22 protein-coding genes, 1 tRNA gene and 1 pseudogene are annotated in these 23,546 nt (G+C 49.6%); 12 read left to right on the top strand and 12 right to left on the bottom strand.

Annotated elements, in window-relative coordinates; all coding sequences use genetic code 11:
- Positions 1–39: 39 nt before the first annotated feature.
- The 4 genes from B3A20_RS09095 to B3A20_RS09080 all read left to right on the top strand — a co-directional run bounded on the left by B3A20_RS09095 (position 40) and on the right by B3A20_RS09080 (position 3,605).
- Positions 40–1,059 carry a hypothetical protein gene (locus B3A20_RS09095; RefSeq protein ID WP_290763797.1) on the top strand — a complete coding sequence of 340 codons (1,020 nt, stop codon included), beginning with the start codon at positions 40–42 and terminating at the stop codon, positions 1,057–1,059.
- Positions 1,060–1,160: 101 nt separating this feature from the next.
- Positions 1,161–2,063 carry a hypothetical protein gene (locus B3A20_RS09090; RefSeq protein ID WP_290763796.1) on the top strand — a complete coding sequence of 301 codons (903 nt, stop codon included), beginning with the start codon at positions 1,161–1,163 and terminating at the stop codon, positions 2,061–2,063.
- A gap of 15 nt (positions 2,064–2,078) precedes the next feature.
- Positions 2,079–2,507: a hypothetical protein gene (locus B3A20_RS09085; protein ID WP_290763794.1), complete on the top strand. Its 429-nt coding sequence runs from the start codon at positions 2,079–2,081 to the stop codon at positions 2,505–2,507.
- A 21-nt stretch (positions 2,508–2,528) separates the two neighbouring features.
- Positions 2,529–3,605 carry a TIGR04133 family radical SAM/SPASM protein gene (locus tag B3A20_RS09080; RefSeq protein WP_290763792.1) on the top strand — a complete coding sequence of 359 codons (1,077 nt, stop codon included), beginning with the start codon at positions 2,529–2,531 and terminating at the stop codon, positions 3,603–3,605.
- A 150-nt stretch (positions 3,606–3,755) separates the two neighbouring features.
- On the opposite strand, the gene B3A20_RS09075 is transcribed toward B3A20_RS09080, so the two are convergent.
- Positions 3,756–4,661 (bottom strand): hypothetical protein, encoded by a 906-nt coding sequence (locus tag B3A20_RS09075; RefSeq protein ID WP_290763790.1) that lies wholly within the window; start codon positions 4,659–4,661, stop codon positions 3,756–3,758.
- Positions 4,662–4,728: 67 nt separating this feature from the next.
- Positions 4,729–5,037 (bottom strand): type B 50S ribosomal protein L31, encoded by a 309-nt coding sequence (locus B3A20_RS09070; RefSeq protein ID WP_012820063.1) that lies wholly within the window; start codon positions 5,035–5,037, stop codon positions 4,729–4,731.
- Positions 5,038–5,132: 95 nt separating this feature from the next.
- Between B3A20_RS09070 and B3A20_RS09065 the strand changes: the two genes are divergently transcribed.
- A complete protein-coding gene (locus tag B3A20_RS09065; protein ID WP_290763787.1) occupies positions 5,133–5,717 on the top strand; it encodes a hypothetical protein in 585 nt (194 codons plus the stop codon).
- A 295-nt stretch (positions 5,718–6,012) separates the two neighbouring features.
- Here B3A20_RS09065 and B3A20_RS09060 read toward each other — a convergent pair whose 3' ends face one another.
- The 6 genes and pseudogenes from B3A20_RS09060 to rpsT all read right to left on the bottom strand — a co-directional run bounded on the left by B3A20_RS09060 (position 6,013) and on the right by rpsT (position 12,648).
- Positions 6,013–7,413, bottom strand: a complete 1,401-nt coding sequence (locus B3A20_RS09060) for a BamA/TamA family outer membrane protein (protein WP_290763785.1) — start codon at positions 7,411–7,413, stop codon at positions 6,013–6,015.
- Complete coding sequence (locus tag B3A20_RS09055; protein WP_290763783.1) at positions 7,413–10,286, bottom strand: hypothetical protein; 2,874 nt, start codon at positions 10,284–10,286, stop codon at positions 7,413–7,415. The genes B3A20_RS09060 and B3A20_RS09055 overlap by 1 nt, the downstream gene beginning before the upstream one ends.
- A 6-nt stretch (positions 10,287–10,292) precedes the next feature.
- Positions 10,293–10,760, bottom strand: a complete 468-nt coding sequence (locus tag B3A20_RS09050) for a hypothetical protein (RefSeq protein ID WP_290763781.1) — start codon at positions 10,758–10,760, stop codon at positions 10,293–10,295.
- Positions 10,761–10,769: 9 nt separating this feature from the next.
- Positions 10,770–11,195, bottom strand: a complete 426-nt coding sequence (locus tag B3A20_RS09045) for a roadblock/LC7 domain-containing protein (protein WP_290763779.1) — start codon at positions 11,193–11,195, stop codon at positions 10,770–10,772.
- A gap of 398 nt (positions 11,196–11,593) precedes the next feature.
- A pseudogene (locus B3A20_RS15550) lies at positions 11,594–12,160 on the bottom strand (GTP-binding protein); the annotation flags it as partial.
- 227 nt (positions 12,161–12,387) lie between these two features.
- Entirely contained in the window at positions 12,388–12,648 is a 261-nt protein-coding gene (gene rpsT / locus B3A20_RS09035; RefSeq protein ID WP_012820070.1) for a 30S ribosomal protein S20, read from the bottom strand.
- Positions 12,649–12,855: 207 nt separating this feature from the next.
- On the opposite strand from rpsT, the gene B3A20_RS09030 reads away from it, so the two are divergent.
- Positions 12,856–14,022, top strand: a complete 1,167-nt coding sequence (locus B3A20_RS09030) for a DegT/DnrJ/EryC1/StrS family aminotransferase (protein WP_290763774.1) — start codon at positions 12,856–12,858, stop codon at positions 14,020–14,022.
- A gap of 91 nt (positions 14,023–14,113) precedes the next feature.
- Here B3A20_RS09030 and B3A20_RS09025 read toward each other — a convergent pair whose 3' ends face one another.
- Positions 14,114–14,959: a Cof-type HAD-IIB family hydrolase gene (locus tag B3A20_RS09025; protein ID WP_290763773.1), complete on the bottom strand. Its 846-nt coding sequence runs from the start codon at positions 14,957–14,959 to the stop codon at positions 14,114–14,116.
- Between the two features lie 75 nt (positions 14,960–15,034).
- Between B3A20_RS09025 and B3A20_RS09020 the strand changes: the two genes are divergently transcribed.
- The gene (locus B3A20_RS09020; RefSeq protein WP_290763771.1) at positions 15,035–15,985 is read left to right on the top strand and encodes a DHH family phosphoesterase; all 951 of its coding nucleotides are present in this window, start codon (positions 15,035–15,037) and stop codon (positions 15,983–15,985) included.
- A gap of 29 nt (positions 15,986–16,014) precedes the next feature.
- On the opposite strand, the gene B3A20_RS09015 is transcribed toward B3A20_RS09020, so the two are convergent.
- Positions 16,015–16,683: a LysE family translocator gene (locus B3A20_RS09015; RefSeq protein ID WP_290763770.1), complete on the bottom strand. Its 669-nt coding sequence runs from the start codon at positions 16,681–16,683 to the stop codon at positions 16,015–16,017.
- Positions 16,683–17,063 carry a hypothetical protein gene (locus tag B3A20_RS09010; protein ID WP_290763769.1) on the bottom strand — a complete coding sequence of 127 codons (381 nt, stop codon included), beginning with the start codon at positions 17,061–17,063 and terminating at the stop codon, positions 16,683–16,685. Before B3A20_RS09010 ends, B3A20_RS09015 begins: the two co-directional genes overlap by 1 nt.
- Before the next feature lie 136 nt (positions 17,064–17,199).
- On the opposite strand from B3A20_RS09010, the gene mraY reads away from it, so the two are divergent.
- The 5 genes from mraY (at position 17,200) to B3A20_RS08985 (ending at position 21,564) form a co-directional block, all read left to right on the top strand.
- On the top strand, positions 17,200–18,348 hold the full coding sequence (gene mraY, locus B3A20_RS09005; protein ID WP_173561780.1) for a phospho-N-acetylmuramoyl-pentapeptide-transferase: 1,149 nt from the start codon (positions 17,200–17,202) through the stop codon (positions 18,346–18,348).
- A gap of 147 nt (positions 18,349–18,495) precedes the next feature.
- The gene (locus tag B3A20_RS09000) at positions 18,496–19,833 is read left to right on the top strand and encodes a UTP--glucose-1-phosphate uridylyltransferase (RefSeq protein WP_290763765.1); all 1,338 of its coding nucleotides are present in this window, start codon (positions 18,496–18,498) and stop codon (positions 19,831–19,833) included.
- Between the two features lie 130 nt (positions 19,834–19,963).
- Positions 19,964–20,827, top strand: a complete 864-nt coding sequence (locus B3A20_RS08995) for a lauroyl acyltransferase (RefSeq protein ID WP_290763763.1) — start codon at positions 19,964–19,966, stop codon at positions 20,825–20,827.
- A 105-nt stretch (positions 20,828–20,932) separates the two neighbouring features.
- A complete protein-coding gene (locus B3A20_RS08990; protein WP_073424555.1) occupies positions 20,933–21,388 on the top strand; it encodes a Smr/MutS family protein in 456 nt (151 codons plus the stop codon).
- Positions 21,389–21,490: 102 nt separating this feature from the next.
- Positions 21,491–21,564: transfer RNA gene (locus tag B3A20_RS08985), tRNA-Pro, on the top strand.
- Positions 21,565–22,392: 828 nt separating this feature from the next.
- Here B3A20_RS08985 and B3A20_RS08980 read toward each other — a convergent pair.
- Entirely contained in the window at positions 22,393–23,541 is a 1,149-nt protein-coding gene (locus B3A20_RS08980; RefSeq protein ID WP_290763760.1) for an FISUMP domain-containing protein, read from the bottom strand.
- Between the last annotated feature and the right edge of the window lie 5 nt (positions 23,542–23,546).

Raw genomic sequence — 23,546 nt, 5'->3', positions numbered from 1 at the left:
TGTAGAAGTGAGGACCCTAGTGGGCACGAGGAGTTAAAAATGTTTTACAAACACTGGAAAAAAATTGCTCTAGCACTGACAGCATTTTTCTGGAACAGCTGCGATAACGCACCGACATCCGTCGACAGTAACGGAGCCAATTTTACAAGTTCTTCTACAGACTCGCAGTCCAGTTCTTCTACGGACAACAATCAATCCAGTTCTTCAGTGGTGGCACCAGCTTCTAGCAGTGTTCCGTTATACGGGGTTATGTCTAGCATAGCCGAATCGAGTAGCAGTTTCGTGCAACCGGCGCCCGCATACGGCGTTGTAGCAGTTCCCTGTTACGAAGACGGCAAGGGCGTCAAAACAAACGGTGAAGTCAACGAAACAAAACTCATTTGCGATGACGGTGTCAACTGCAAGGAACACGAAGTGCTTAAAACCGGTGAACCCTTACCATGTACACCTATCGACGACGGCGACCTCAAGGGAGCCGTAGCCTGCCCCGAATATGGCATTGTTTTTATCTCCGAAAAAACTTACGACTGTGATGGAGTCAAATATAACGAGGCCGAATTCCGCACACGCTACGATAGGAAATACACCACAAAGCCCGCAAGTTCCAGCAGCACCGAACAAAGTTCTAGCAGTCAAGTTACATGCAGTCTAGATCCAACCTCGTTTTTTTACTACAATCGTTCAGAAAAATACACGGAACGCCAAGCCATATCTAACGCCACCGACCGAGCTAAATGGGAAGCTTCTGGGAAAATCGGTGAAATTATCAGGGAACAATTCAAAGACAAAGACGTTCCTCAATGTCTTGACAATATGCTAGACTCTCTCGAAAGCGGTTTTGTCGCATTGTATGGAGCTCCGGGCACTTCAATGCCCAAAGAACTCAAGTGTAGCGACGGCACAACAAAGCCCACCAAAGAATACCTTGAGCAGCAAGCGTTTGACGAAGAACAGAAAAAGAAATTGCCTCAATACGAAGAAAAGTACAACGCTGTTTTTAAAGAGGAAACCGAAAAATTAGACAAGAAAATCAACGATTGCCTGAATTCTGAAGAATAGGACAGCCACGTTCTACAAATAAACGGCTCCGACAAGCAAGACAAAGAATTTTCAATCAACGAGAAAGATTTTAGAATAAGGTATTATACTGAGGACAAAGAATGAATATACGCAAGCACTGGAAAAATCTTCTACTCACGACAACCGCCTTCTTTTGGGCGGGGTGTAACGGCGACAGCGTCACGGAATCAGGTTGCCCATGCGACAACGGTTCGGGCATAGAATCCAGCTCAGACAATAACGATGAGAGTTCTAGTTCTAACGCACCAAGTTCCAGTAACGCCGTAGAATCTAGTTCCAGCGAGGATTTGACAAGTTCGTCAGCCGGAACTAGTTCCGAATTGTCCTCATCGTCAAGTTTCGAAGCATCAAGTTCCAGCACAGGCGAAGTGACGTGTGTTCCCGGAGATTCCGTTATAAGCTATTTTGCAACGCAATACTCCGCAGACCTAGCCAGATTCAACGCTGAAGAAAAAGCAAAGCACGCAAGCGTTAGCAAAATCGACAGCATTTCAAATACACTGCAAACAGTCCCGCAATGCCTTGCAAATTTGCGCCAAGAACTAGACATGTTTGTTGCTCTATACGGCGCTCCGAACAATATCACCAAAGACGAAGTTTGCAGCGACGGCACCTCCCGCCCTACGCAAGAATACCTCAATTACCTGAAAATGAAAGAGGAATGGGAAAAGAACAAGCCCGCACTTGACGCAGAATGCCAAAAGATTTTCGAAGACAAGTTAAAAGAAATCGAGCAGACCGTCAAAGAATGCCTTGCAATATCAGACCCAAACACGGATTTAACGGTTTGCGATTTTGACGCCATGTGCCCCGAATACGGTGTAGATTCTAAATGCACTTATAAATACACCTGCAATGACGGAGTCACCTGCCGCAGAACCGAAGGCAATACCAATATGGATTGCACCGACAAACAAGGAGAAAAATTCACCAACACCAAAAAAGATTTCGACAAGAAATATTACACCAAAGAAAATTATTAGTTTTACCACCTAATTATGTTCTACAAACATTGGAAAAAATTTTTACTTTCGGTACTCGCACTTTTCTGGAGCGGGTGTGAAAACAAGGATGATGCCGTAGCAGGTTATGGATGTTTTTCAACTCATTGCTATAACGCAACAGCAGTCACAAAGAATGGCAAAGAATTCGACATTATCGAATGCGACAACGACATAAGATATCTTCGGCATCCAAAAATTTATTATGAGGATGCAGATATTCGTAACGAGATTCCCCGCAATAATCTGAATATACAAGCTCCGTATCTTGCAGATTCTGAGTATGGAAACGGCTGTGGCATCGAGAACTGTAAATATATAGGGCCAGACATTTGCTATGAAGAAACCCTAACAGATTTGGCAACCGGAACCGAAAGAAAAGAAACTATCTGTCGGCCCACCATCGACTGCCCTGAGAAAAACTAACCTTTTCTACCACCTATTATTATGCAACTTTCGCTTAAAAAGAAACTCGCTCTCGAAGCTTATCGTCTTTACCGCCACAACGAAATCAAGGCGCACCCGCTCACGTACTTTTTCTGGGAATGCACGCTCCGCTGCAACTTGCACTGTTTGCACTGCGGTAGCGACTGCGTCAAGGACGCCATCCCCGACATGCCCCGCGAAGACTTTATGAACGAGCTCGACAAGCTCGCTCCGCACATCGACCCGAAGCACTTTATCGTGGTCATAACCGGCGGCGAACCGTTGATGCGCCCGGACCTCGAAGAATGCGGCCTAGAAATCAAGAAACGCGGCTACCCCTGGGGCATGGTCACGAACGGTCTTGCGATGACTCCCGAACGCTACTCGCGCCTCTTGAACGCAGGGCTGCGTTCGCTTACCATCAGTCTTGACGGCCTCGAAGCAAACCACAACCATTTCCGCGGCGACCCGCATAGCTTTGAACGTGCCCTCCGCGCCATCGACATGGCGGCCCACACGCAAGGACTCACCTTCGACGTGATGACCTGCGTGAACCGCGAAAACCTCAAAGAACTCCCGAAGATTCTCGACTTGCTTTTGAAAATCGGCGTGAAGCGCTGGCGCATTGCAACCGTGTTCCCGAAGGGCCGCGCCAAGGACAATCCGCTGTTCCAGCTTACGAACCAGGAATTCCGCCAAGTGTTCGACTTCATCCGCGAAGTAAAATCGATGAACGTCATCAACGTGAATTATGGCTGCGAAGGATTCCTAGGCAGCTACGAGAAAGACGCACGCAACTACCCGTTCTTCTGCCGCGCCGGCGTAAACGTCTCTTCCGTGCTCTGCGACGGAAGTATCTCGGCTTGCCCGAGCTTGCGCGGCGACTACATCCAAGGCAACATCTACAAAGACGACCTCTGGGACGTGTGGCAAAACCGCTATCAGGTGATGCGCGACCGCAGCTGGGCTAAAATAGGCGACTGCAAGACCTGCAAATACTGGCGCTACTGCGAAGGCTCCAGCCTGCACCTCAGAGACGAGAAAACTAAGGAATTAGCCTACTGCCATGTGCAGCGATTAGAGGCTGCTGGGGCATAACCACTTCTCGTCATCCTGAACGGCGTAAGCCGTGAAGGATCCAGTGAAATCTTGCATCCAGCCCCCATCCAGTTAAATCTAGAGCTGAAAAACAGAAAAACGCCCGGTTCCAAAGAACCGAGCGTCTTTTAATTTCAAACGTATTCCGAATTACTTGGCTTCGAAATAGTAGGTCTGGAGAGTCTTTCCGTCCTGGGAAAGCTGAATAATCTGCTTGCCCTTCGGGAGGTTGCCGGTAATCTTGAAGAGGTTTTCAGCAACGTATTCGACCTTGAGATCGGTTGCCTTGTCCTTGACCGGGAACACGCCCTTCGTTTCGCCTGCGCCAAAGCCCTTGCAGTCCTTGTGAGACGCGATCGGAGCGACGACAGCCGGATAGGTCTTAGCCGTGATTGCGGTAGACACGGAAGAAGAGTTGTGGTAGAACACTTCGAGTTTGCCTTCGATGACTCGCGGATCCGGGAGGTTCGTTACGGCAGAAGTAACAGCGGCCGGTGCGGCGGCCTTCTTAGCCTTCTTGCCCTTCTTGCCTTTCTTCTTGACGCCAATCTTTTCAGCAAGGCTTGCCTTTGCATCACCAGCCTGCTGCTGCGGCATGCTCAAGCGGTAACCAGCAATAGATTCATCGCAGTTCGTGGAGTAGACAACCCACTTGTTATCAATCTTGAGCGGTCCTTCCGGAGTACCCTGGTACAGACCCGGATCAACCTGAGCGCTGTAAATGTAAAGAATAAGAGAAGCGTTCGGATTCTGTTCCGTCGTTTCAATCTTCATACGGGTCTTCACGTACTTGGAACGACCTGCATAAACTCTATAAGCGCCAACCGGAACCTTGACGAACTTGAACTTGCCCTTGCGGAGTTCCTGGTTGAATTCGTACTTCTTGGAAAGAGTGGTGTAAATCGTGGAGTCCATACCGACGGTCGGCATTTCCAACGGCTTGTTGGTGAAAGCATCACGAACTTCACCTTCGATGGTACCAGTCTTACCGTTATCGCAGCCAGTCATAGCAAGAGCGATGAAGGCAGCGGCACAAATGCTAAGTTTCTTTTTCATTTTGCGTCCTCAGGGTTAAATAAGAGAAAAGCCTCCCTAGTTAGGGAGGCCCCAAAATTTAAGAAGATTAAGCTTCTTCTTCAGCCTTGACCGGAGCAGCCTTGCGCGTCTTACGCTTTGCAGAGGTGATGTTAGCACCGCCGCCATAGCGCTTGTTGAAGCTGTCGATACGGCCAGCCGTATCCACGCGATGCTGCTTGCCCGTCCAGAACGGATGGGTATCAGCAGTGATTTCCAAGGAAATCACGTTATATTCAACACCATCGATAGTCTTCTTTTCGGCGGAAGACTTCGTGGAGCGGGTGATGTATTCTTTACCCGTATTCGCATCGACGAACACGACCGGTTGATAATTAGGGTGGATACCTTCTTTCATTATAAACTTCCTGTGAAGTAATTGTTGAGAGCTATAATTTAGTTGTTTTTTAGAATTTTGGCAAGTTGCAACCTCATTTTTAGTATTTTTATAGCATGAAACCTTTATTGTTGCTCTTTCCATTACTTTTAATTGCTTGCGAAAACGACCACCCGACCATAAAAATTGTCGAGGTGAACAAGCGCATGGTGCTCGAAGAATGGCCCGACAGCAACTATATCGCCTCGCTGGATTCCATTTTGAAGCTCGAACCGGTCAAAAAGGGCAAAGATACCGCCGACGTGAGCCTCAAGATGAACGCTTTCAAGGCACCGGTATTCAAGCTCCCGCCGTCCGTTACGGGCAAAAGCACGAGCCGCAAATCCGGGCTGAGCAAGCCGCCAAAACAGGTGAAGCAAGCCGCCGAAGCCACGAAGCCGAGCAACAACGCCGAAAATTTCGTCGCCAAGTTCTCGAACGCGCTCTCCGCCTTGCAGTCCGACCCCTCGAACAAGGGTCTTTACAAGGTCGTTACCGCTAACGACGGCGAAGACCTGTTCAAGCTCCTCCGCAGAACGTATGGCGCAGGCACACAGAACCTCCCCCGCTTTTACGTGCTTTCGGCACTCCAGTCCGTGAACCCAGGCGTTATGCTGGAACACCTGAATGCAGGCGACAAAGTCCGCGTCCCGAGACTCTAGAAAAGCGTCTTCACGCCAAAGCCAAGCACACCGTCCAGGTAATCGCACATATTGGATGCAATTATTATTGCTGTTAGTGAGATGTTCTATAAAAAAAGAACCGAATGATTAACAGAGTGAGAACATAGCGTCGGCCAAGGCTATTCCTTCGCAGTAGCGTGCAAAACGAGAGTCGCGGGCGACAGCTTGCTGGCGAACATGACTGAGTGAAGCCGCTGACGCCGTAGGCGTCAACTCCGAGCTGGGGCCCCGCCCGCATGACGTACTTTTTTTTGCTTTTTTCAAAAGCTTTTTTCTAAAACAGCGTCTTCACCCCAAAGCCTAGCACACCGTCCAGGTAATCGCACCCATTGCGAAGCGCATAGTAAATGCTAAAGCTCCAGGACTTGCGGTACTGCGTAAACCCGATACCATAATCATGCTCACGCGCCCACCCGTGGAACGGCCTCATCCGCCTATAAAGCCCCGGCTGGTAGAAAAGCTCAATCGACAAGTCGTAACCATCCTGCCATAAGAACGCGGCCTGCGAAAAACCGTACGCGCGCGTCCGCATAAAGCCATACATCATTCCCTTGAACGAATTGATGCCGCCCAGGCTAAACAAATCCTCGCGAGCAAACGAACCACCCGACGGAAGCAACGCACCCGCCGCTGCCGAATAGCGCACAATAAAGTTCCTCCACAGCGGCAAATAATGCACAAACGAAGACTCCAGGCGCAAATAGCTATCGAGCGAATCCGGGCGGTCCATCATCCACGCAAGCGACAAATCAAACGACGTTCCGCTTCGAGGCAAAATGCTACGGTCAAACGACACGTACGAAAGTTCAAACGAAGAACTCTTCTCGTCATTGCCAATGCCCACAAATACCGCAACATCAAAGCTAAAGCCGATATTCCGTGACACACCAATTTCCAAACGGGAATCACGCGACAGCGAATCATCTTCAAAGAACCCGCGCACAAGCACATCCCAGGCGGTCCCAAAAATAAAGCGTTCGCGGTACGAGCCTTCTAGCCTGCGAGAATCGCTCTGCGAATAGCCTTCCATCTGCAAATCGCGCCCCGTGCCCAAGATGTTGTACAAGTCTAGATTGATTTTACCTTCCCAGACATTCTCATCGCTCGAATACGTGAGGAAACCTTCGGCCGCAGAAATCGGGACCGCCCGCATGGAATACGCCGGAATAATGCGATTGCGCACCGGATCGCGAAAAAGCCGCACATCGGCAGTTTTTTCGTAATAGCCCAATCGGGCAAGCCTGCGTTCCGAGCGCTCCAGGTCCGAAAGCGAAACTTCCACACCGATTTCAAGTCCCGTCAGCATTCTAAAGACTTCGATATCCGTTGCATTAGAATCAAGATTTTCAGGTTCAGCCCACACCCAGGCGCTACCGCGTTCAAACTTGCAACGCGCCACGCCCGCACTATCTACACGCACATCCAGCGACGCACCAACAAAGCCTCGGTCCTCGTAATAGCGTAACAGCTTTTGCCTTGCCGCACGCCAAGAATCACAAGGCGCCCCGACAATCACGTTCATCGAGAGTTCTTCAAACTCGCTATGGTCACCAACCCATTCCACGCGTTCAATACGGCACGTCGAAGCAAAGCACAGGTTCAAAGCCGCTCCCAGCAGAAGCACAACAAAAGCGACGTACCGTCCATTCTTCACTTTTAATTCTTCATTTTTCATTAGAAAAACGCCTTCGCCTCGCTAGCCAACTTCTGGAACACATTTTCTTCGGCATTGCCGAAGCGCAAAATATAACGGAGCGAAAGCGACAAGAAGTTGTTCACCTCCACCGAAGCCATCGCCTCAAGTCTATATGTGACGCCATCGCCAAAACCGGACATCATCTGGTACGGAATCGCCCCCTCATGGGTATCCATCTGGATTGACGCAAAGGCCACATGAGCATTGACCATACCCTCTTTTTCAAAACCGACACGCAATTCTTCTTCCCAAAGATGCGCCCCAAAAGACTCATCCGTATCGTCTTCGCCCAATCCTTCCCTATAGCGGACTCGCGGCGAGAGGCTTAAGCCTGCAGGCAATTTCCAGGTGTACCGTCCCGTAATTTCCCAAATATTCCAGTCCAGCTTTTGCAATGCACTCAAGTGAACTTTTTCAAAAGTATTTTCAACACCGACAAAGTGATTTTCATTTATATTGAACCCCACCTTGACACGATGATCAAACATATCCTGGAAATACCCGATAGAAGACATCTTTTTCTCGTAACTTGCACTCGGATTGTACGATGCCGATATTCCCGACGGATGGTCCCACGCAAGGCTTGCATCCCAAGAAACAGTACCCGCCGTCACGCGACGCAAAGCAGCCGGATAAACAGGCGGGAAATAAATCTTTTTGCCCGTCGTATCTTCAGCTTCGGAGTGGTACGAAGCACTCAACGTTATATCGCGCAACAAACCTTGCGTTATCCCAAGCGAAACACCCGGATTCCATTCCAGCGAAGCTTCAAACGTCGCATTTGACGAAAGTACGGCACCCACGGAATCGTTACGTCCCATGCCTTCATAGACAAAGTCACCGTTATCGACACCTTCGATAAAAGCCCCCGTGAGGCTGTCATAACGCACATCGCCCGTGCCCTTAGCGACCGCCTTGTAAATCGCCGTGTAAGTCTGCTCCGAAGTCATCCCGAAGCTATAAGCCAAAGCGCCTTGAACGCCCCAATCATCATCGCCAAAGTTCGTCGACAAATCGCCCACCCAAGAATCCGAGGCGCCCAGAGAATCGGTCACCGCATGGGAATACTGCAACAAATGCGAAAGGCTAAACTTGCGGAAATTAGCCTCAGCAGACTGAGTCCAAGTCACGAGATTCACGGAATCGCGCCAGTCTTCATCGCGCTTGCGTACGGTAAGCGTCCCGACGGATTCTTTCACATTCCACAAGTCTTCATTCAAAGTTGCGCCAACAGCAGTCTTTACATAGCCGCGCTCCGTCTTGTAGCCAAGCGAATCGCGCACAGAATAGCGCACATCGCCACTGCCAAACGGCCTCAAGAACCCACGCAAAAATTCCGACGAGAACGTTCCCTGGTATCGCTTTTGCTCTACCTCCTGCACACTAGAAACATAAGCCGCTGTAAACTCGCTAGCGACATCTAAATTGCGATGCATAAGGGACAACTGCGAGCGCGAAGAATTCCAGCGTTCATCATCGCCACGGCGGTAGCCCCACCTAGCCGTTCCAAACCAGTCCTTTCCCAAGCGGATCCGGAGTGCAAGCTCGTCATGGCGCAAGTCGCCTTTCAAAAGCGCACTATCCAAGTCCCATTCATTGCGGAGCGCATACGCATCCCAATCCCGTTCACTTCCGCTAAATTCAGATATTGCAAAGCCTTCCTGGACGTAATTTCCATAGACCGAAAGTGCTACCGGAAACGCATTCATGTTCAGCGTCGAGTCTGTAGTCACGAGCCATCTGAACGCACGCCCACTCGGGCCACCGACATCTTTAGAAACCGTATTCGAATCCATGCGATTGAGCCCAAGTTCGACATCGGCGTAAAACCGATGTTCCGCCTGCAAACGGAGGCGTGCTCCCAAGCGTTCCGACATTTTCGGGCGGTGCAGCACGTTCCTTGAAGAATCAAGCAATTCGCCGCCGCGGTCATTCTTCAATTGCTCGTAATCGGCGCTGTCGAGCGTGCTTTTACGCATGCGTTCCACGTCATTTTCCAGGTGGAATCCCGACACGTCAAAGAATACATTCTCCAGTCGCAGGCAGCCACGAAAGGCATACATCGTATAAATGTCATCGTTCAAGTAAGCATCGTACTCCACACGGATATCATCATCCGTCCCCGGAATAATCCCGTTCTTGAAGTTCAAAAGGCCACCGGCATAGTTCACCTCGTAATCGCGTTCACGGACAAGTTCTACGCCATTCAACCAGACGCGCTCAGAATTCGGAACCACAGAGACAAAGCTCCCCGATTCATCCAGATAATATCCCTCACGCTGCCCCTGCACGCCATTAAACGACCGCGAGTAACGCGTTACCTCGTCCGTTCCCCACACGCCACTAGCCTCGCCACTCACTTTGGAACCTCGATAACGCAGCGTCGCCATCGCCCCAAGTGTCGAACGGCTAAACGACGTGAGCCCCATCGAATTGTCCGTCCATGTCAAATCGCCCAAATGCAACATCGCAAACGGAGACTCCACACGGAAATAAATCTGGTCCACCTCCTGGAGCGTCGCCGTCGTCTGGTCCCCAGCCTTGCGGTCCACATCCGACAAAAGGGCATCAATATAAACGCTATCCGTGAGGCGCCCCTGAATCGAAAGCCGTAGTTCCTGATCGACCTGCGTACCGCCATCGCCTACCGTGACCTGCATCGTCTTGTAGCCGTGCGTCTCGATTTCTGCACGCGACGAATCCTCGGCCTGCACGCTATACAAAGACGCGCCCGGCGCATTTTCCACAACATTTTTTGCAAGAATTGAAGGATCCCAAACAGGGAGCGAGTCCACATCCAACGCAAAGGCTAAGCTGGCAAACAGCAGGCCCAGACAAGGAATAGACCGCATACAGAATTACCGGGAAGGAGTCACCACGCGGAACTGCCTGCTAGCAAGCAACTTGCGGCCCGCCACCAAATCAACACTCCATTCGCCAAGCTCCACCAAATCCGAAGCAAGCATAGAACTGCAAACATCACCGGTTAAATTACAGGGCTCGACAAAAATCGTATCAATCCCCAAAAACCAAATATGGACAAGAGTATCCTCTTGGTAACGTGCAGAATTTGTAATAGATGAAAAAACGTAAAGTCTTGTATTCTCTTCGAAAACGCTATCGGCGCCAAACGGTTCACCGTTCACGATGTGGCGGCAAACAACACTATTCGCAGGAGAAAGCTCGATATCGGAATTGTCCGTAAAGTTGACGTTGTCATCAATAAAGAACATGACAAAACGGTGGACAAAGAATCCAAGAAAGACGACTATCGCTAAAACAGTCGTCTTACGCAAGTTTCTCAGTGGCGGAAATCGACCAGCCACAAGCACCTCCTAGCGGACAAGACTGCTCGTATTCTGCGTAAACGCAGGAACGGCGTCCTCCAGCTTTTCGACCAGCAAACGGTTAAAGTCGTCGATGCGGTTCGGGAGCTTGCCCCCATTAAAAACCTGCACAAGTAAAAGCGACTGGTCTACCGGCGAAATGTAAACAGAGCGGTTTTCGCCAGTAAAGGACACAGACTGGAACGTTTCGCCGCCAAGCATCACCCCAATTTGGCGCGAGGAGTCAAACGCAGCAATACTCAAAACAGCAAGAGGCGTTGCATCGAGATCGGAACCCAGGGAACCGACTTCTGCAATGATATTTCCATCACGATGGCAAAGAACAACATATTCGCACTTGACGCTTGCCTGATAAGCAGACATCAAGCGACGCACTTTGTTAGCATCATCAGAATAAATTGTATAATCGCTCATATTAATCCAAAAAATATATAAAGCTACTGATCTTTGGGCTTGTACGGACGCAAGACAATTTCATCATCATCCGACTGTGCCGGTTTATCGACGGTTCTGCCAAATGTAGGCATTCTAGGGACGGCAGTCGATACGCGTGGGCGTGCAAACGGCGAAGACATGGCACCTTTCTGGAACAAGCCAGAACCGGCACCACCGGAGTTACCCATATTTGCCTGCGGCTTGGCAGCAAATGACGGCATGCGGAACGGAGACGTCGGCTGCTGTGGAGTTGCCGCCTCGGCCTGCGGCTTGCCCGCCTCGGCATTTTCTGTCGGAGCTTCACTTGTAGCCGGAGCTGCGGTCCCCGCATTGACGGCGGCCTTGCGCAAGAATCCCTGCTTAACGTTAAACTTTTCAATCACCAGCATGGCGATTGTCTTAAGCGTCGTCACGACCCCCTTACCGTTATGGGCTGTCGCCGGGAAGAACTGGATTTTCTTTTCTGGATTGAGCATTTCATTCATCTCATCCAGAGTAAAGACGTTCTCCATGTCGCGCTTGTTGTATTGCAGCACAAACGGAATGTCGTCCAGATTCATGCCATAATCTTGCAAGTTCTGGCGCAAATTCTGAAGGCTTTCCAGGTTTTCGGCCTGACGGGAACGCTGGGAGTCCGCTACAAAGACAATTCCATCGACACCACGAAGAACGAGCTTACGCGTGCTGTTGTAATAAACCTGTCCCGGAACCGTATACAGTTGAAAACGGGTCTTGAAGCCCTTAATATCACCCAAGTTCAGAGGCAAAAAGTCAAAAAACAGAGTACGGTCGCCTTCTGTAGCAAGCGACACCATGTCCGTGCGTTTGTCTTGGGGCATTTTCTGGTGGATAACCTGAAGATTGGTGGTCTTGCCACTTAAACCAGGACCATAGTAAACGACCTTACAACTAATTTCTCTTGTAGCAAAATTAATAGACGACATTCTAATTCCTTGAAACCCAATACTTAATCTAGTAAAAAAGTTTCGTAACAAAAAAAATATATTTTGAATTTTGGCTTTTTTTAACCAAAATCACAACTTTTCGTCTAAAAATAGGCGACAACAGCCCATACACACCTTGTCGTCCAAGCCCACCCTGTATAACAAAACAACCCGATATGCCCTAAGCATACCGGTTCATTTTGCTTAAAACCTATAAAAGACTTTAATTAAGCAAGGCCGTTGATGACCTTAGCAACCTTGGCCTTGTAGTTGGCAGCACGGTTGGCGCAGAAACCAGCGCGGTGAGAAACGGCAGCCTTGTCGAGCATGCTGAAGAGCTTCGGCATTTCTTCGAGGGCAGCAGCTTTAGTAGCAGCAGTGCGGATAACCTTGAGGCTAGCACGGATAGCGCTACGGGTGGAACGGTTCATTGCGTTGGCCTTTTCGGCCTGGAGCAAACGCTTTTTGCAAGACTTGTGTTGAGGCACCTTAAAATCTCCGGGTGAAAACCTACTTAAAAAATGTTAGCACAAAGATAGTAAAAGTTTAAAAGTTGTCAAGGGGTGCGGCAAAGCCGCAGTTGGCAGATTTTAGTTGGCAGATTTTAGTTGGCAGAACTTAGCCCGCTTCGCTCTTAGAACTTAGTTTTTTTCTTTTAGAGAGAAGAGATAGTTCTAAGTTCTATATTTACCCGCATGATTCCGTTCATCAATGTACGTGCGCAGCGCGAAGCCTATTTATCCGAATTTAAGCAAGCCGAACAAGAAGTCCTCGACAGCGGCTATTTTATCGGAGGGCCGCAAGTCCATGCGCTGGAATCAGAACTTGCGGAGTTCACAGGCGCAAAGCACGCCATCACCTGCGGTAGCGGAACGGACGCATTGACCATCGCCCTTACCGCTCTTGGGCTTGAACCAGGCGATGAAGTCATCGTCCCGGACTTTACCTTTATCGCGCCCGCCGAATGCGTAATGCGAATGGGCGGCGTTCCTGTTTTTGCAGACATCAATGCAGAAACGCTCCAAGTCAGCACCGAAAGCATTGAAGCGCGGATTAGCGATAAAACTCGCGGGATTATCGCGGTCAACCTGTTCGGTCAGTGTGCCCCGTATGCAGAAATCAAGAACATCGCAAAGTCGCACGGCCTATGGCTGATCGAAGACTCGGCTCAAGCGTTCGGCGCCACGCAAAACAGTACACCCGCCTGCACGTTCGGTGACATTTCTATCACGAGCTTTTACCCGGCAAAACCGCTCGGTTGCTACGGCGACGGCGGAGCACTCTTCACCGCAAGCGATGAACTCGCGCAAAAAATCCGCCTCATTGCAAACCACGGCAGCCAAACGCGATACATCCACGAAATCTGCGGCATGAACAGCAGGCTCGACGCCATCCAGGCTGCAGTCCTGCGCGTGAAGCTCCGCCATTTCAAGGACGAATTAAAAATGCGCCGCGAAAACGCCCGCAAATACAACGAGTTTTTCAATGCTGTTCCGGGAATCACGCCGCAAGAAATCGCAAACGGCAATACAAGCACGTACGCGCAATACACCGTGCTGGCCGATGACCGCGAAACATTTATCAAGAAGCTGGACAAAGCGGGAATTCCGCACTGCATCCACTACCCGATGCCGCTGCACGAACAGCCGTGTTTCGCGAATTTCCTGCCCGACTATAATATAGCATCCGCCTTATATGGTCCACCAGGCATTATCAATACACTGCCGCCCAATATCGCTGATAAATTATTAGAGAACGCAAATATACATGCCGATCGAGCAGCGGAAAAAGTCGTCAGCCTCCCCATGTGCGCCTTCACGGACGTGGACGAGATAATTGCAAGACTTAAGAAAGAAATGTAAAAGCGAAATAGCTAGTTACTAGTTATTAGTTTAAATCTGGTGACTTCGTCGCGACCTTTTCAACTAGCGACCAACGACTATTGACTAACGGCTACATCACAAATTTCTCTATAACTTCTGTGATTCCCGAATGGTTGTTGTCGTGCTCGGTCACGTAATTGGCAACAGCCTTTGCCGCCGGTGACGCATTCGCCATTGCCACACCAACGCCAGCCGCCTCAATCATCGGGCAATCGTTTTCTTCATCGCCCACGGCAATCGTATTTTCAATCGGCTCGTGATAGAAGTCCGCCATGTAGCGCACAGCAGCGCCTTTATTCGAAAGCATGTGCGAGAACTCGAGCATTTCGGGCTTACTAAACACGTCGAATAGCTTGCCCGCCGTGACTTTCCGCATCTCGGCGCGGAAATCCACGAGACTCGAATGTTCAAACGGCGTAATCACGTTTACCTTAATCGGCGGCTTAACCACGACATTGATCGGACCGTCATTGCCATTAACCCCACCATAATAATTGCGGATATCATCTACAACAACATAATCCATTTTCATCAAGCGGCAATACGTCTTGAGCTGTTCCGTCTCGTATTCCGAGACCACCAAATCGCCCGCATAAGTGTGTGCGTGCATTCCGCGCTTGTGAGCCTCGTCCATGATGAACTTTACCTGATCTACCGCAATGCGACGCGTCAAAATCGGCTGTTCGGTTCCGCAGTCGTAGATGAGCCCACCATTAAAGCTCACCAGAAAATATCCCGGCTTTAAGAAGCCGTACTTTTCGGCAATGTGCTTTACGCTTGTGAGCGGGCGCCCCGTCGTCATCACGAACTTGTGACCAGCCCCGATCATCGCCTGGATTGAAGCCATGTCCGCCTGGCTAATATTCTTCTCGTCGTCGAGGAGCGTGCCGTCTAAATCAGTAAATAAAAGTTTCATCAAGCCAAATATAGAAAGTCCGTCTAGCCAATCCAAAATATTTATTTACATTTTTCAAAAAAGAAGGAAAGCCTTATGCAAATCGATGATTTACTGAAAGAAGCTAAAAGCGTTGCCATTTTTGGGCACGTACGCCCCGATGGAGACTGCGTGGGCTCTACACTTGGTCTTTACAACTACATCTGCGACAACTACCCGACCACAAAAGTCCGCATTTTCTTGGAACGCTTCCCGGAAAACTACAAGATCCTCACCAACTCCAACGAAATTAACGAATTTTACAGCGATGAGTTTGGCTCGTTCGATTTAGCGTTCCTTTTGGATTCATCCACATTTGACCGCGTTGGCGCAAACGGTGAAAGCTGCATCAAGGCAGCCAACAAGACATGCAACATCGACCACCACATCAGCAATCCGCTAAACCTCTGCGATGTCAATTTCGTCGATGCAAAGGCAAGTTCCGCTTGCGAAGTCCTTTACTTTTTATTGGACCCGAACAAAGTCAGCAAAGCCACCGCCGAATGTTTGTACCTCGGCATCGTGCATGACACAGGAGCCTTCAAGTTCAGCAGCACCGGCCACAAGACGATGACGGTCATCGGCGATTTGCTTGAAAAAGGCATCGACTTTACACGCATCATCAACGAGACGTACTACACGAGAACGTACACCCAGACGCTCGTCACAGGCTACGTGATGATGAGCAGCAAGCTCGCTCTCGACGGAAAGGTCGTCTACAGCTACCTCACGCCCGAGGACATGGACCGCTATTCCGTAACTCCGGTTGAACTCAGCAGCGTCATCGACACCTTGCGCGAAGTCACCGGCACCGAAGTCGCCATATTCCTGTACCCGGTCAACGGCGATTACAAGATTAGCCTGCGCAGCAATTACGTTGTCGATGTCAACAAAGTTGCAGGAGTATTTGGCGGAGGCGGCCACGTCCGTGCTGCGGGCGCAAGCTCCAAGGACTCTCCCGAAGAGACGATTGCAAAGCTATTAAAGGTTATTCAAGAACAGCTTTAAAAAAGGACGCGCGGCAAAACGCGCGTTTTTTATACCATAAACAAGGCAACAGCCAAGAAGACGAACACCGCACCGCTGAACCAATTCAGATTGCGATTCGCCTTCGGCGATGTCAAAAGGAACTTCTTGACAGTTCCTGCTAAAAGAGCAATGCTCCCAAAAACAATCATCGTCGCCAAGATAAATTCACCGCCGAAAATAGCCATTTGCAAGCTCGGGTGGATTGGACGGTCCAAGCGCACCGCCGGCGGAATCAGCGAAAGCACAAAAAGAATCACCTTCGGGTTCGTGAGATTCATGATAATGCCACGCATGTAAAGGCTACGCGCAGAAGGAACGCCACCATTGCTAGACTTTACCGCATCCTTCGAATCTGCATTTGTCATTCCCAGCTCCGACCGGGAATCTCCACTCATCTGAACAACACCCGAGCGCACCCCGAAACTCTTGTACGCGAGATAGAGCAGATATGCCGCGCCGAGGCACTGGATGACGAAAAACGCCGTCGGGCTAGCCGCAATCAACGCCGAAACACCCGCCACAAGCAGGCAAGTATGTATAGCAATTCCTGTGCAAAGTCCAAGGATAATGCAAAAACCGAGACGCGCCCCATAGGTAGCGCTCTGGGCAAGCACAAAAAGGTTATCTGGTCCAGGAGCGATCCCAATGACAAGCGCGGCGATAAAAAATTCAAGCATTACAGTTTACTCAAGAAAGCGTCCACGTCGAGGTCCGCAAGGTCTTTTTGCAACGCGTCAAGTTCATCATCCGTAATCACAGTGTGATTTTGCTCACGTTCGTCGGCACGTGCATTCGAGACATCGACAAGCTTTTTGAGTGCATTGGCCACCTCGCCAACCGTGCCATCCTGGCGCATCACGACGTTCAAAACCTTCGAAAGTTTTTCACGCAATTTCGAGAACTCTTCGCGGTCTAACTCAGATACTTCCCCATGATAGCACATCAAGGGGGTCTGGCACCTAGCACACGGAAACACCATCATATTCGAGAAGTCTCCGTCTATCTGGACCTTAAATTTCGTTCCGCAATGCGGGCATTCGATATCCATTTCACTCATATACCATAATGTAGAATTTTTTACAATTCCTAGCCAAATACAGCAACAATATTTTATCTTTACGGAGTCCATCTCGATTTGTGCTCTCACTATATTTTTCCCTATTATCTAAAACCTATTACCTAAAACCTAAACTATGCTTTGCCACTGGCTATATCAAACAACAAACATTGACCTTTTTGACGGTCGTCTGTTCCGTGCGGGTGTTGCCGCCATGCTTTCCATCATCCTGGTGCTCTTCTTCATGCCGAAGTACATCCGCTTCTTGCAGAGATTGGACGCCACGAGCGATTTCGACAAGGACGGAAAGACAAAATCTCCTCCGATTATGGGCGGCCTCCTCCTCGTGATTGTAGTAGAAGTTGTGTCACTGCTCGTTTGCCAGATGAACGGCTACACCATCTCGACACTCGTGATTTTGGCACTGTTCAGTGCCGTGGGTGCCACCGACGATATGGCCAAGGTCCGTGCAAAGCGCCTCGTGAACCAAGGCAAGCTCAAAGCCGCCGAATACATGGACAAGGCAGATGGCATTTCCAGCTCTCTTAGACTTTTCCTCTACTTCTTGTTTAGCTTTGTCGTTGCCGTTTTCTGCTACAAGTTCATTCCCGAACTCAAAGGCGATTTGACCATTCCGTTCTGTCCGATTGACGTTTTCCAAATCCATCTTCCCAACTGGATTTTCGTTGCCTTCATGACGTTTGTCATCGCCGCATCCGCTAACGGTACAAACTTCACGGACGGTCTCGACAGCCTCGTTTCTGTACCGATTCTTACCAGCATGGTGTTCGTTGGACTCGTCGCTTACGTGAGTGGCAACTTCATCTTTAGCCAGTACTTGAGCGTTCCGTACCTCCCCGGTTGCGACGAACTTTTCCCGCTCGCAACAGCCATCGCAGGCGCATTGCTCGCCTACTTGTGGTTTAACAGCCCTCCGGCTGAAATCTACATGGGTGACGCAGGCTCTGTAGGCTTCGGTGCAGCCATCGGCATTATGTTTATCTTGGTGCAGGCAGGGCTCTTCCTCCCCATCGTTTGCATCATCATCATCGCCGAAGCTTGCTCCGTGTTGATGCAAATTACGTGGTTCAAGATTACCAAGAGAGCAACCGGCACTGGCAAGCGCATCTTCCTCTGTGCGCCGCTCCACCACCACTACCAAAAGAAGTGGGACGGACGCTTCCCGAGCAAGCCGCTCATGAACTCCAAGATTGTGTGGCGCATGCACCTCGTGAGCATCTTCGCCCTCATCTTTAGCATGGTTGTGTTCTTCGGTATTAGATAGTATGCGGCTTCGCCGCAGTTACTAGTTATCAGTTAATAGTTACTAGGAAAGCCCCAACCGCAAATACAAAACTTGTCATGCCCGCCGGAGCCTGTGCTGAGCGCAGTCGAAGTAAGCGGGCATCTCCTTTTTATTATATTACACCACATGAATATTATCGAAACATTGAACGCCGCAGGTCAGCAAGAACTGGCCCAACATTTGGAATCCTTGACGGGTGATGCCCGCGCAAATTTGGAACGCGATATTTTAAGCCAGGACTGGCAAGAACTCAAGGCTTTGCATGCCGAAAAATCCGTCGCCAACTTGAGCGATAACGTTTCCGCCGACCTCACTCCGATGCCGTGGAAACTCGCGACCGACGATCTCCGTTACGAATTCTGGAAAGAAACAGGTGAAATCCTCCTCGGTCAAGGCAAAGTTGCCGCATTCCTCGTGGCAGGCGGTCAAGGTTCTCGTCTCGGTTTCGATGGTCCGAAGGGCATGTTCGATATCGGTCTCCCAAGCCACAAAAGTTTGTTCCAGTTGCAGGCCGAACGCTTGCGCAATTTGGGCGCCCGCGTGGGTCACGCCATCCCGTGGTGCATCATGACGAGCCCCTTGAACCACGAAGCGACAGTCAACTTTTTCAGCGAAAATAACTTCTTTGGATTAAACCGCGAAGATATCCGATTCTTCCAGCAGGGAACAATTTGCGCCCTCACCGCAGACGGCAAGGCTGTCCGCGATGGTGAAGACCATTTGGCTCTTGTGCCCGATGGAAACGGCGGTTGTTTCCGCGCTCTCGCCCAGAGCGGAACACTCGCTTGGCTTGTGGAACGCGGCGTGCAATACGTGTTCCTCTACAGCGTCGATAACGCCCTCTGCCGCATTTGTGACCCGGCATTCATTGGCGCGCTCGCCGAAAAAGGCACGATTCTCAGCGCCTCGAAGGTTGTGCACAAGGCCGGCCCGAACGAAAAAGTCGGCATTTTCGCCTTCCAGAACAAGAAGCCAGGCGTTGTCGAATACAGCGACCTTCCGGAAAACTTCCGCGACATGACAAACGCCGATGGAAGCCTCACGTTCGATGGCGGCAACATCGCGATTCACTTGTTTAAAATCAGCGGACTCCGCAAGTTGCAGACAAGCAAGCTCCCGTGGCACACCGCACGCAAAACCGTTTGCGGCATCGAAAAGTGCTTCAAGTTCGAACAGTTCCTCTTTGACGCCTTCCCGCAGCTCGGTTCCATGCTCCCGTTCGGCGTTGTACGCGAAGAAGAATTCAGCCCGGTCAAGAATGCCGAAGGCAACGATTCTCCAAAGACCGCACGCATCATGATTGGCAAGCTCCACCGCGAATGGCTCCGCAAGGCGCACGTCAAGATTGACGAGAAGAAGTTGTACGAAATCTCGCCGACCATCAGCTACGCTGGCGAAGGCCTCAAGCAGAGTGTTTTTGACCGCGAACTCGGAAGAAACATCCTGGAATTTGAAGAGGAATAACCAGGCGTCAGCCTGTCATTCCCGCGAAAGCGGGAATCTCCATTTCAGCAAAAGGAGATGCCCGACTAAATCGGGCATGACATTAGTGAGAAAAACTTTATATAAAATTTTTCTACATACCTTATTATGTTTGCCGAACATATTCTATTCGGCATTTTTTACAGTCGTTTTCCCGATTTACAAGGTTTTGCACAAGAAACGCGCTTACGGGCGCGTTGAAAAGCACCTAGAATTAGCGCGGCAGTACCTCGCTGAAAACAGTATAAACTGCGCGGAACTTGCCAAAGTCAACCCGCGCGACACATTCAAAGGCATCTTCTGGAATGCACTCGAATCCTACCGCGGACTCGCCCGTTTCAAAAGCGTTGAAAAACGAATCGTCTACGAAAACGAACACATTATCCAAGGCGCCATCGCCGAATGCGCAAAACAAAACGCCCCCATCGCAGGCATCAGCATCCACCAGGGCGCATTCGAACTTTTGCACCGCGCACTCTGCCGTTACAGCGAACACGTCCACCTCATCACCGACTCCATCGGCGACATGGCATTCCGCGAAGTCCTCAAAGACCTCCGCAGCGACCCGCACCTTACCGAATATCATCCCGACGAAACAGGCCGCCTTATCCGTGAACTCTTCCGCACCAAAGGCATTCTCGCCATGGTCATTGACCAAGGCAAACATACCAAAGGGAACACAGTCTCGCTATTCGGTCGCCCAAGTACGCTCTACTTGCGCCTCCCGCAAAAAATAAACGAGATGGGAGCAGGAATCGTTACATTCCGCACGTGGAGCGAAAAGAAGCGCATCGTCATCCGCTTCGAAAAATATTACCCGCCAAAGTACGACGCAGGCATCGAGAATGCTGAAAATGCCGCGCCATCAGAAAGCCCGCTCGTCACGGGAATCGCGCGCGAAGTCGAAACATGGATTGCCGAGCACCCCGAACAGTGGAGCTGGAATTACCACGGGAATTTTATTGCAACACTCTAAAAACAATGCCAAACGCAATGTCACCCCGGATTTATTCCGGGGTCACCTCTTTACACACAGGAAAGCAAAGCTTTTTTTATATTTAACTTCAAAAAGAGATTTACAATGCCTTTAAATGCCGAAGAAGAATTTCAGTTAGAGTGGATCAAGAATCACCAAATGGAAGACAAGGACGAACTTGCCGAAATCCAGGCCGAGGCAGAAGCCGAAGCAAGACCGCAACGCGCCACACGCGGCAAGAAAATGCGCCGCAATCCCGCTGCATGGGAAATGCCGAACCCCGAAGATGAAATCGACCTTCACGGCCTCACCTCCGAAGAAGCAGCCGAAGCCGTTGAGCGCCGCATTGACGACCTCCTCATCGCAGGTCTCAGCGTTCTGCGCGTGATTCACGGCGGTGGCAACCCGGAATACGGCAACGTCAAGCGCATCATCGACCGCAAAGTGCGCTCCGAATGGAAAAATCGAGTCGTTTTTTATAAGGTTGAACCCGATAACGCTGGTTCCAGCATCATGAAAATCGGCAAGCCGCGCCCGCAAATCGCAAAAAAGAAAAAATAATGAAAAAATTTTCACTTTTTTTGCCCTTACCCCTTTAAAAGTCAATCGAAATTAACTATAATTGTGCGCGTCAACGACGAACCGTCAAGACAAAAACAAAAACGGAATATAGCTCAGCCTGGTAGAGCGCTTGCTTCGGGAGCAAGAGGTCGTGAGTTCGAATCTCGCTATTCCGATTAAAACAAAAAAGACTCCTTTACGGAGTCTTTTTTGTTTTATACAGCATAGAGCAAATGAGAACTCACGAAGTGAGTTCGACTAAATCACGCCATGAGCGCAGCGAAAAACGCGTGATTTAGAGATTACGCCGTAAGGCGTAACCCGAAGGGCAAAAGCCGAAACGCAAGTGAGGATTTTGTCTTATCTCGCTATTCCGATAAGATTCCGGCTCGAGGCCGGAATGACGTTAAAAGAAACTCATAACACGTCAAGCCATAACCCGCCGAAGCATCCATCACTACCAGCAAGGCGAGTGAAGCGAAAACAAACTTGTTTGTTTTCATTTCCGAGCCGTAAAGGGAGGCGCTTGCGCCTCAACGAGGTTCAAGATTTTCAGTAATGAGCAAGCGAGTGCCGCAAGAACGGGCTTGCCCATTCTTATGGTCGAGCGCAACCATAGACGCCGGAGGCGTCCATTTTGAAGTTCTTTTTGGAACTTGTTCTCGACCTTGTCGCTTTTTTAGCGGTGTTTTTGGTGTTTTTGGTGTTTTTACGGGAATTGTTGTTTGTTTGACGCCTACGGCGTCCGCGGCGTCGTTCGGTCATAGAAAAATGCTTGCATTTTTCTGCGACACTCACTTAGCACGCTTTTTTGACATAGGATTTGCCTTTGACGCACTGATGTGCGCCGATTTTAATTAAAACTTTGCAAGACGAGAGCCACGACAGACTACTTGTAGACTGGCATGGCCGAGTCGAAGAGGTTTCTGTAAAACTTTTGGATAGGAATTCCTTCCAACAGGAATTCCTGTAGTTAAAATTTTGAAGAATTTGTTAGGAGTAGGTTATTCCAACTTTACACAACGGACGGAGAAGCCTTTAGTTTTGAGTTCGCGATGATTTTTCTGCGGAGAACTTTCATTTTTGGCACTAACAAGCCCATGATGAGCTCTAATTTCTTTATCCTCTTCATATTCCTCCGGACGGAACCATGCTGTTTTTTCATACAATCCAGAAAAACCACCCTCGGCAGTTCTCAATCCAGCACCGGTGAGGGAGAAACCGCTATAATTATTTCCTGCAAAGCCGTATGAAGAACGAAGACCTTTGATTCCATAGCCGAATTCATCCTTATATCCCATTACAACACAATAGTCATCATAAGTGAACAGTCGCCAGCCGTCAGGGCAGATACCTTGATGGTTTGGTTGAATTAAATTCGAACAACTTTCAGTATTGCAACGGCTCGGCAGTTGCATCATCTCCGCCCACTGGTACAATCCACCAAATTCATCGCACTTGGTGGTATCGTTATTGTAACAGTATCGTTCAATCTTGGTATCGTCGTTCTGGTCATTTTTTCCAAGAACCATCTCGCCAATATTTAAATTTTCTGCCATAACAGTCACTGAATAACCTTTATATTCGGAATATATTGTGATGTAATAATAACTACGACCATTGCGCGGGTCAGTGAATTGTTTGTAGGCGTCCTTACCCACCTTGCTCGCGTTAGCATGCGTTTTCGAATGATCGAAGGGGACGTATTCGCTGCTGGAAGAGATATTCTCGTTCGGGGTCGAGGATGACGAGGAGGATTTTATGCGACCTTCGCTGGAGCTCAGGGTGACGCTCGAAGAAGTGGTTTTCGCAGAACTACTGCTTTGAATGATTGTTTTGGATGAACTGGATGGGAGATTCCCGCTCGAAGCGGGAATGACAGAAGAAGAGGATGATTTTCTGTCATTCTGGAGGCTCGAAGAGCCGATAGAATCAATGCGGCTACTTGAAGATTTTTTGGTACTGCTACTAGACCCATTCGACTTCGCTGACGCTCCGCTCAGGGTGACGCTACTACTGGTTTGAACAACTGTATTCGATGAAGAAGAATCATCGTCATTTACGGATGTGCTGCTGTCGTCGCCGCAGGCGGTCAACGAGATAAAAGACGAAAGACTAAAGACGAGAGATAAAGTAGCTAAAAATTGTTTCATAGGAA

Source organism: Fibrobacter sp. UBA4297 (assembly GCF_002394865.1).
Lineage (GTDB): Bacteria > Fibrobacterota > Fibrobacteria > Fibrobacterales > Fibrobacteraceae > Fibrobacter.
Note: the sequence above shows the minus strand (reverse complement) of the source record. Positions and strands in the feature narration are given on the sequence as shown.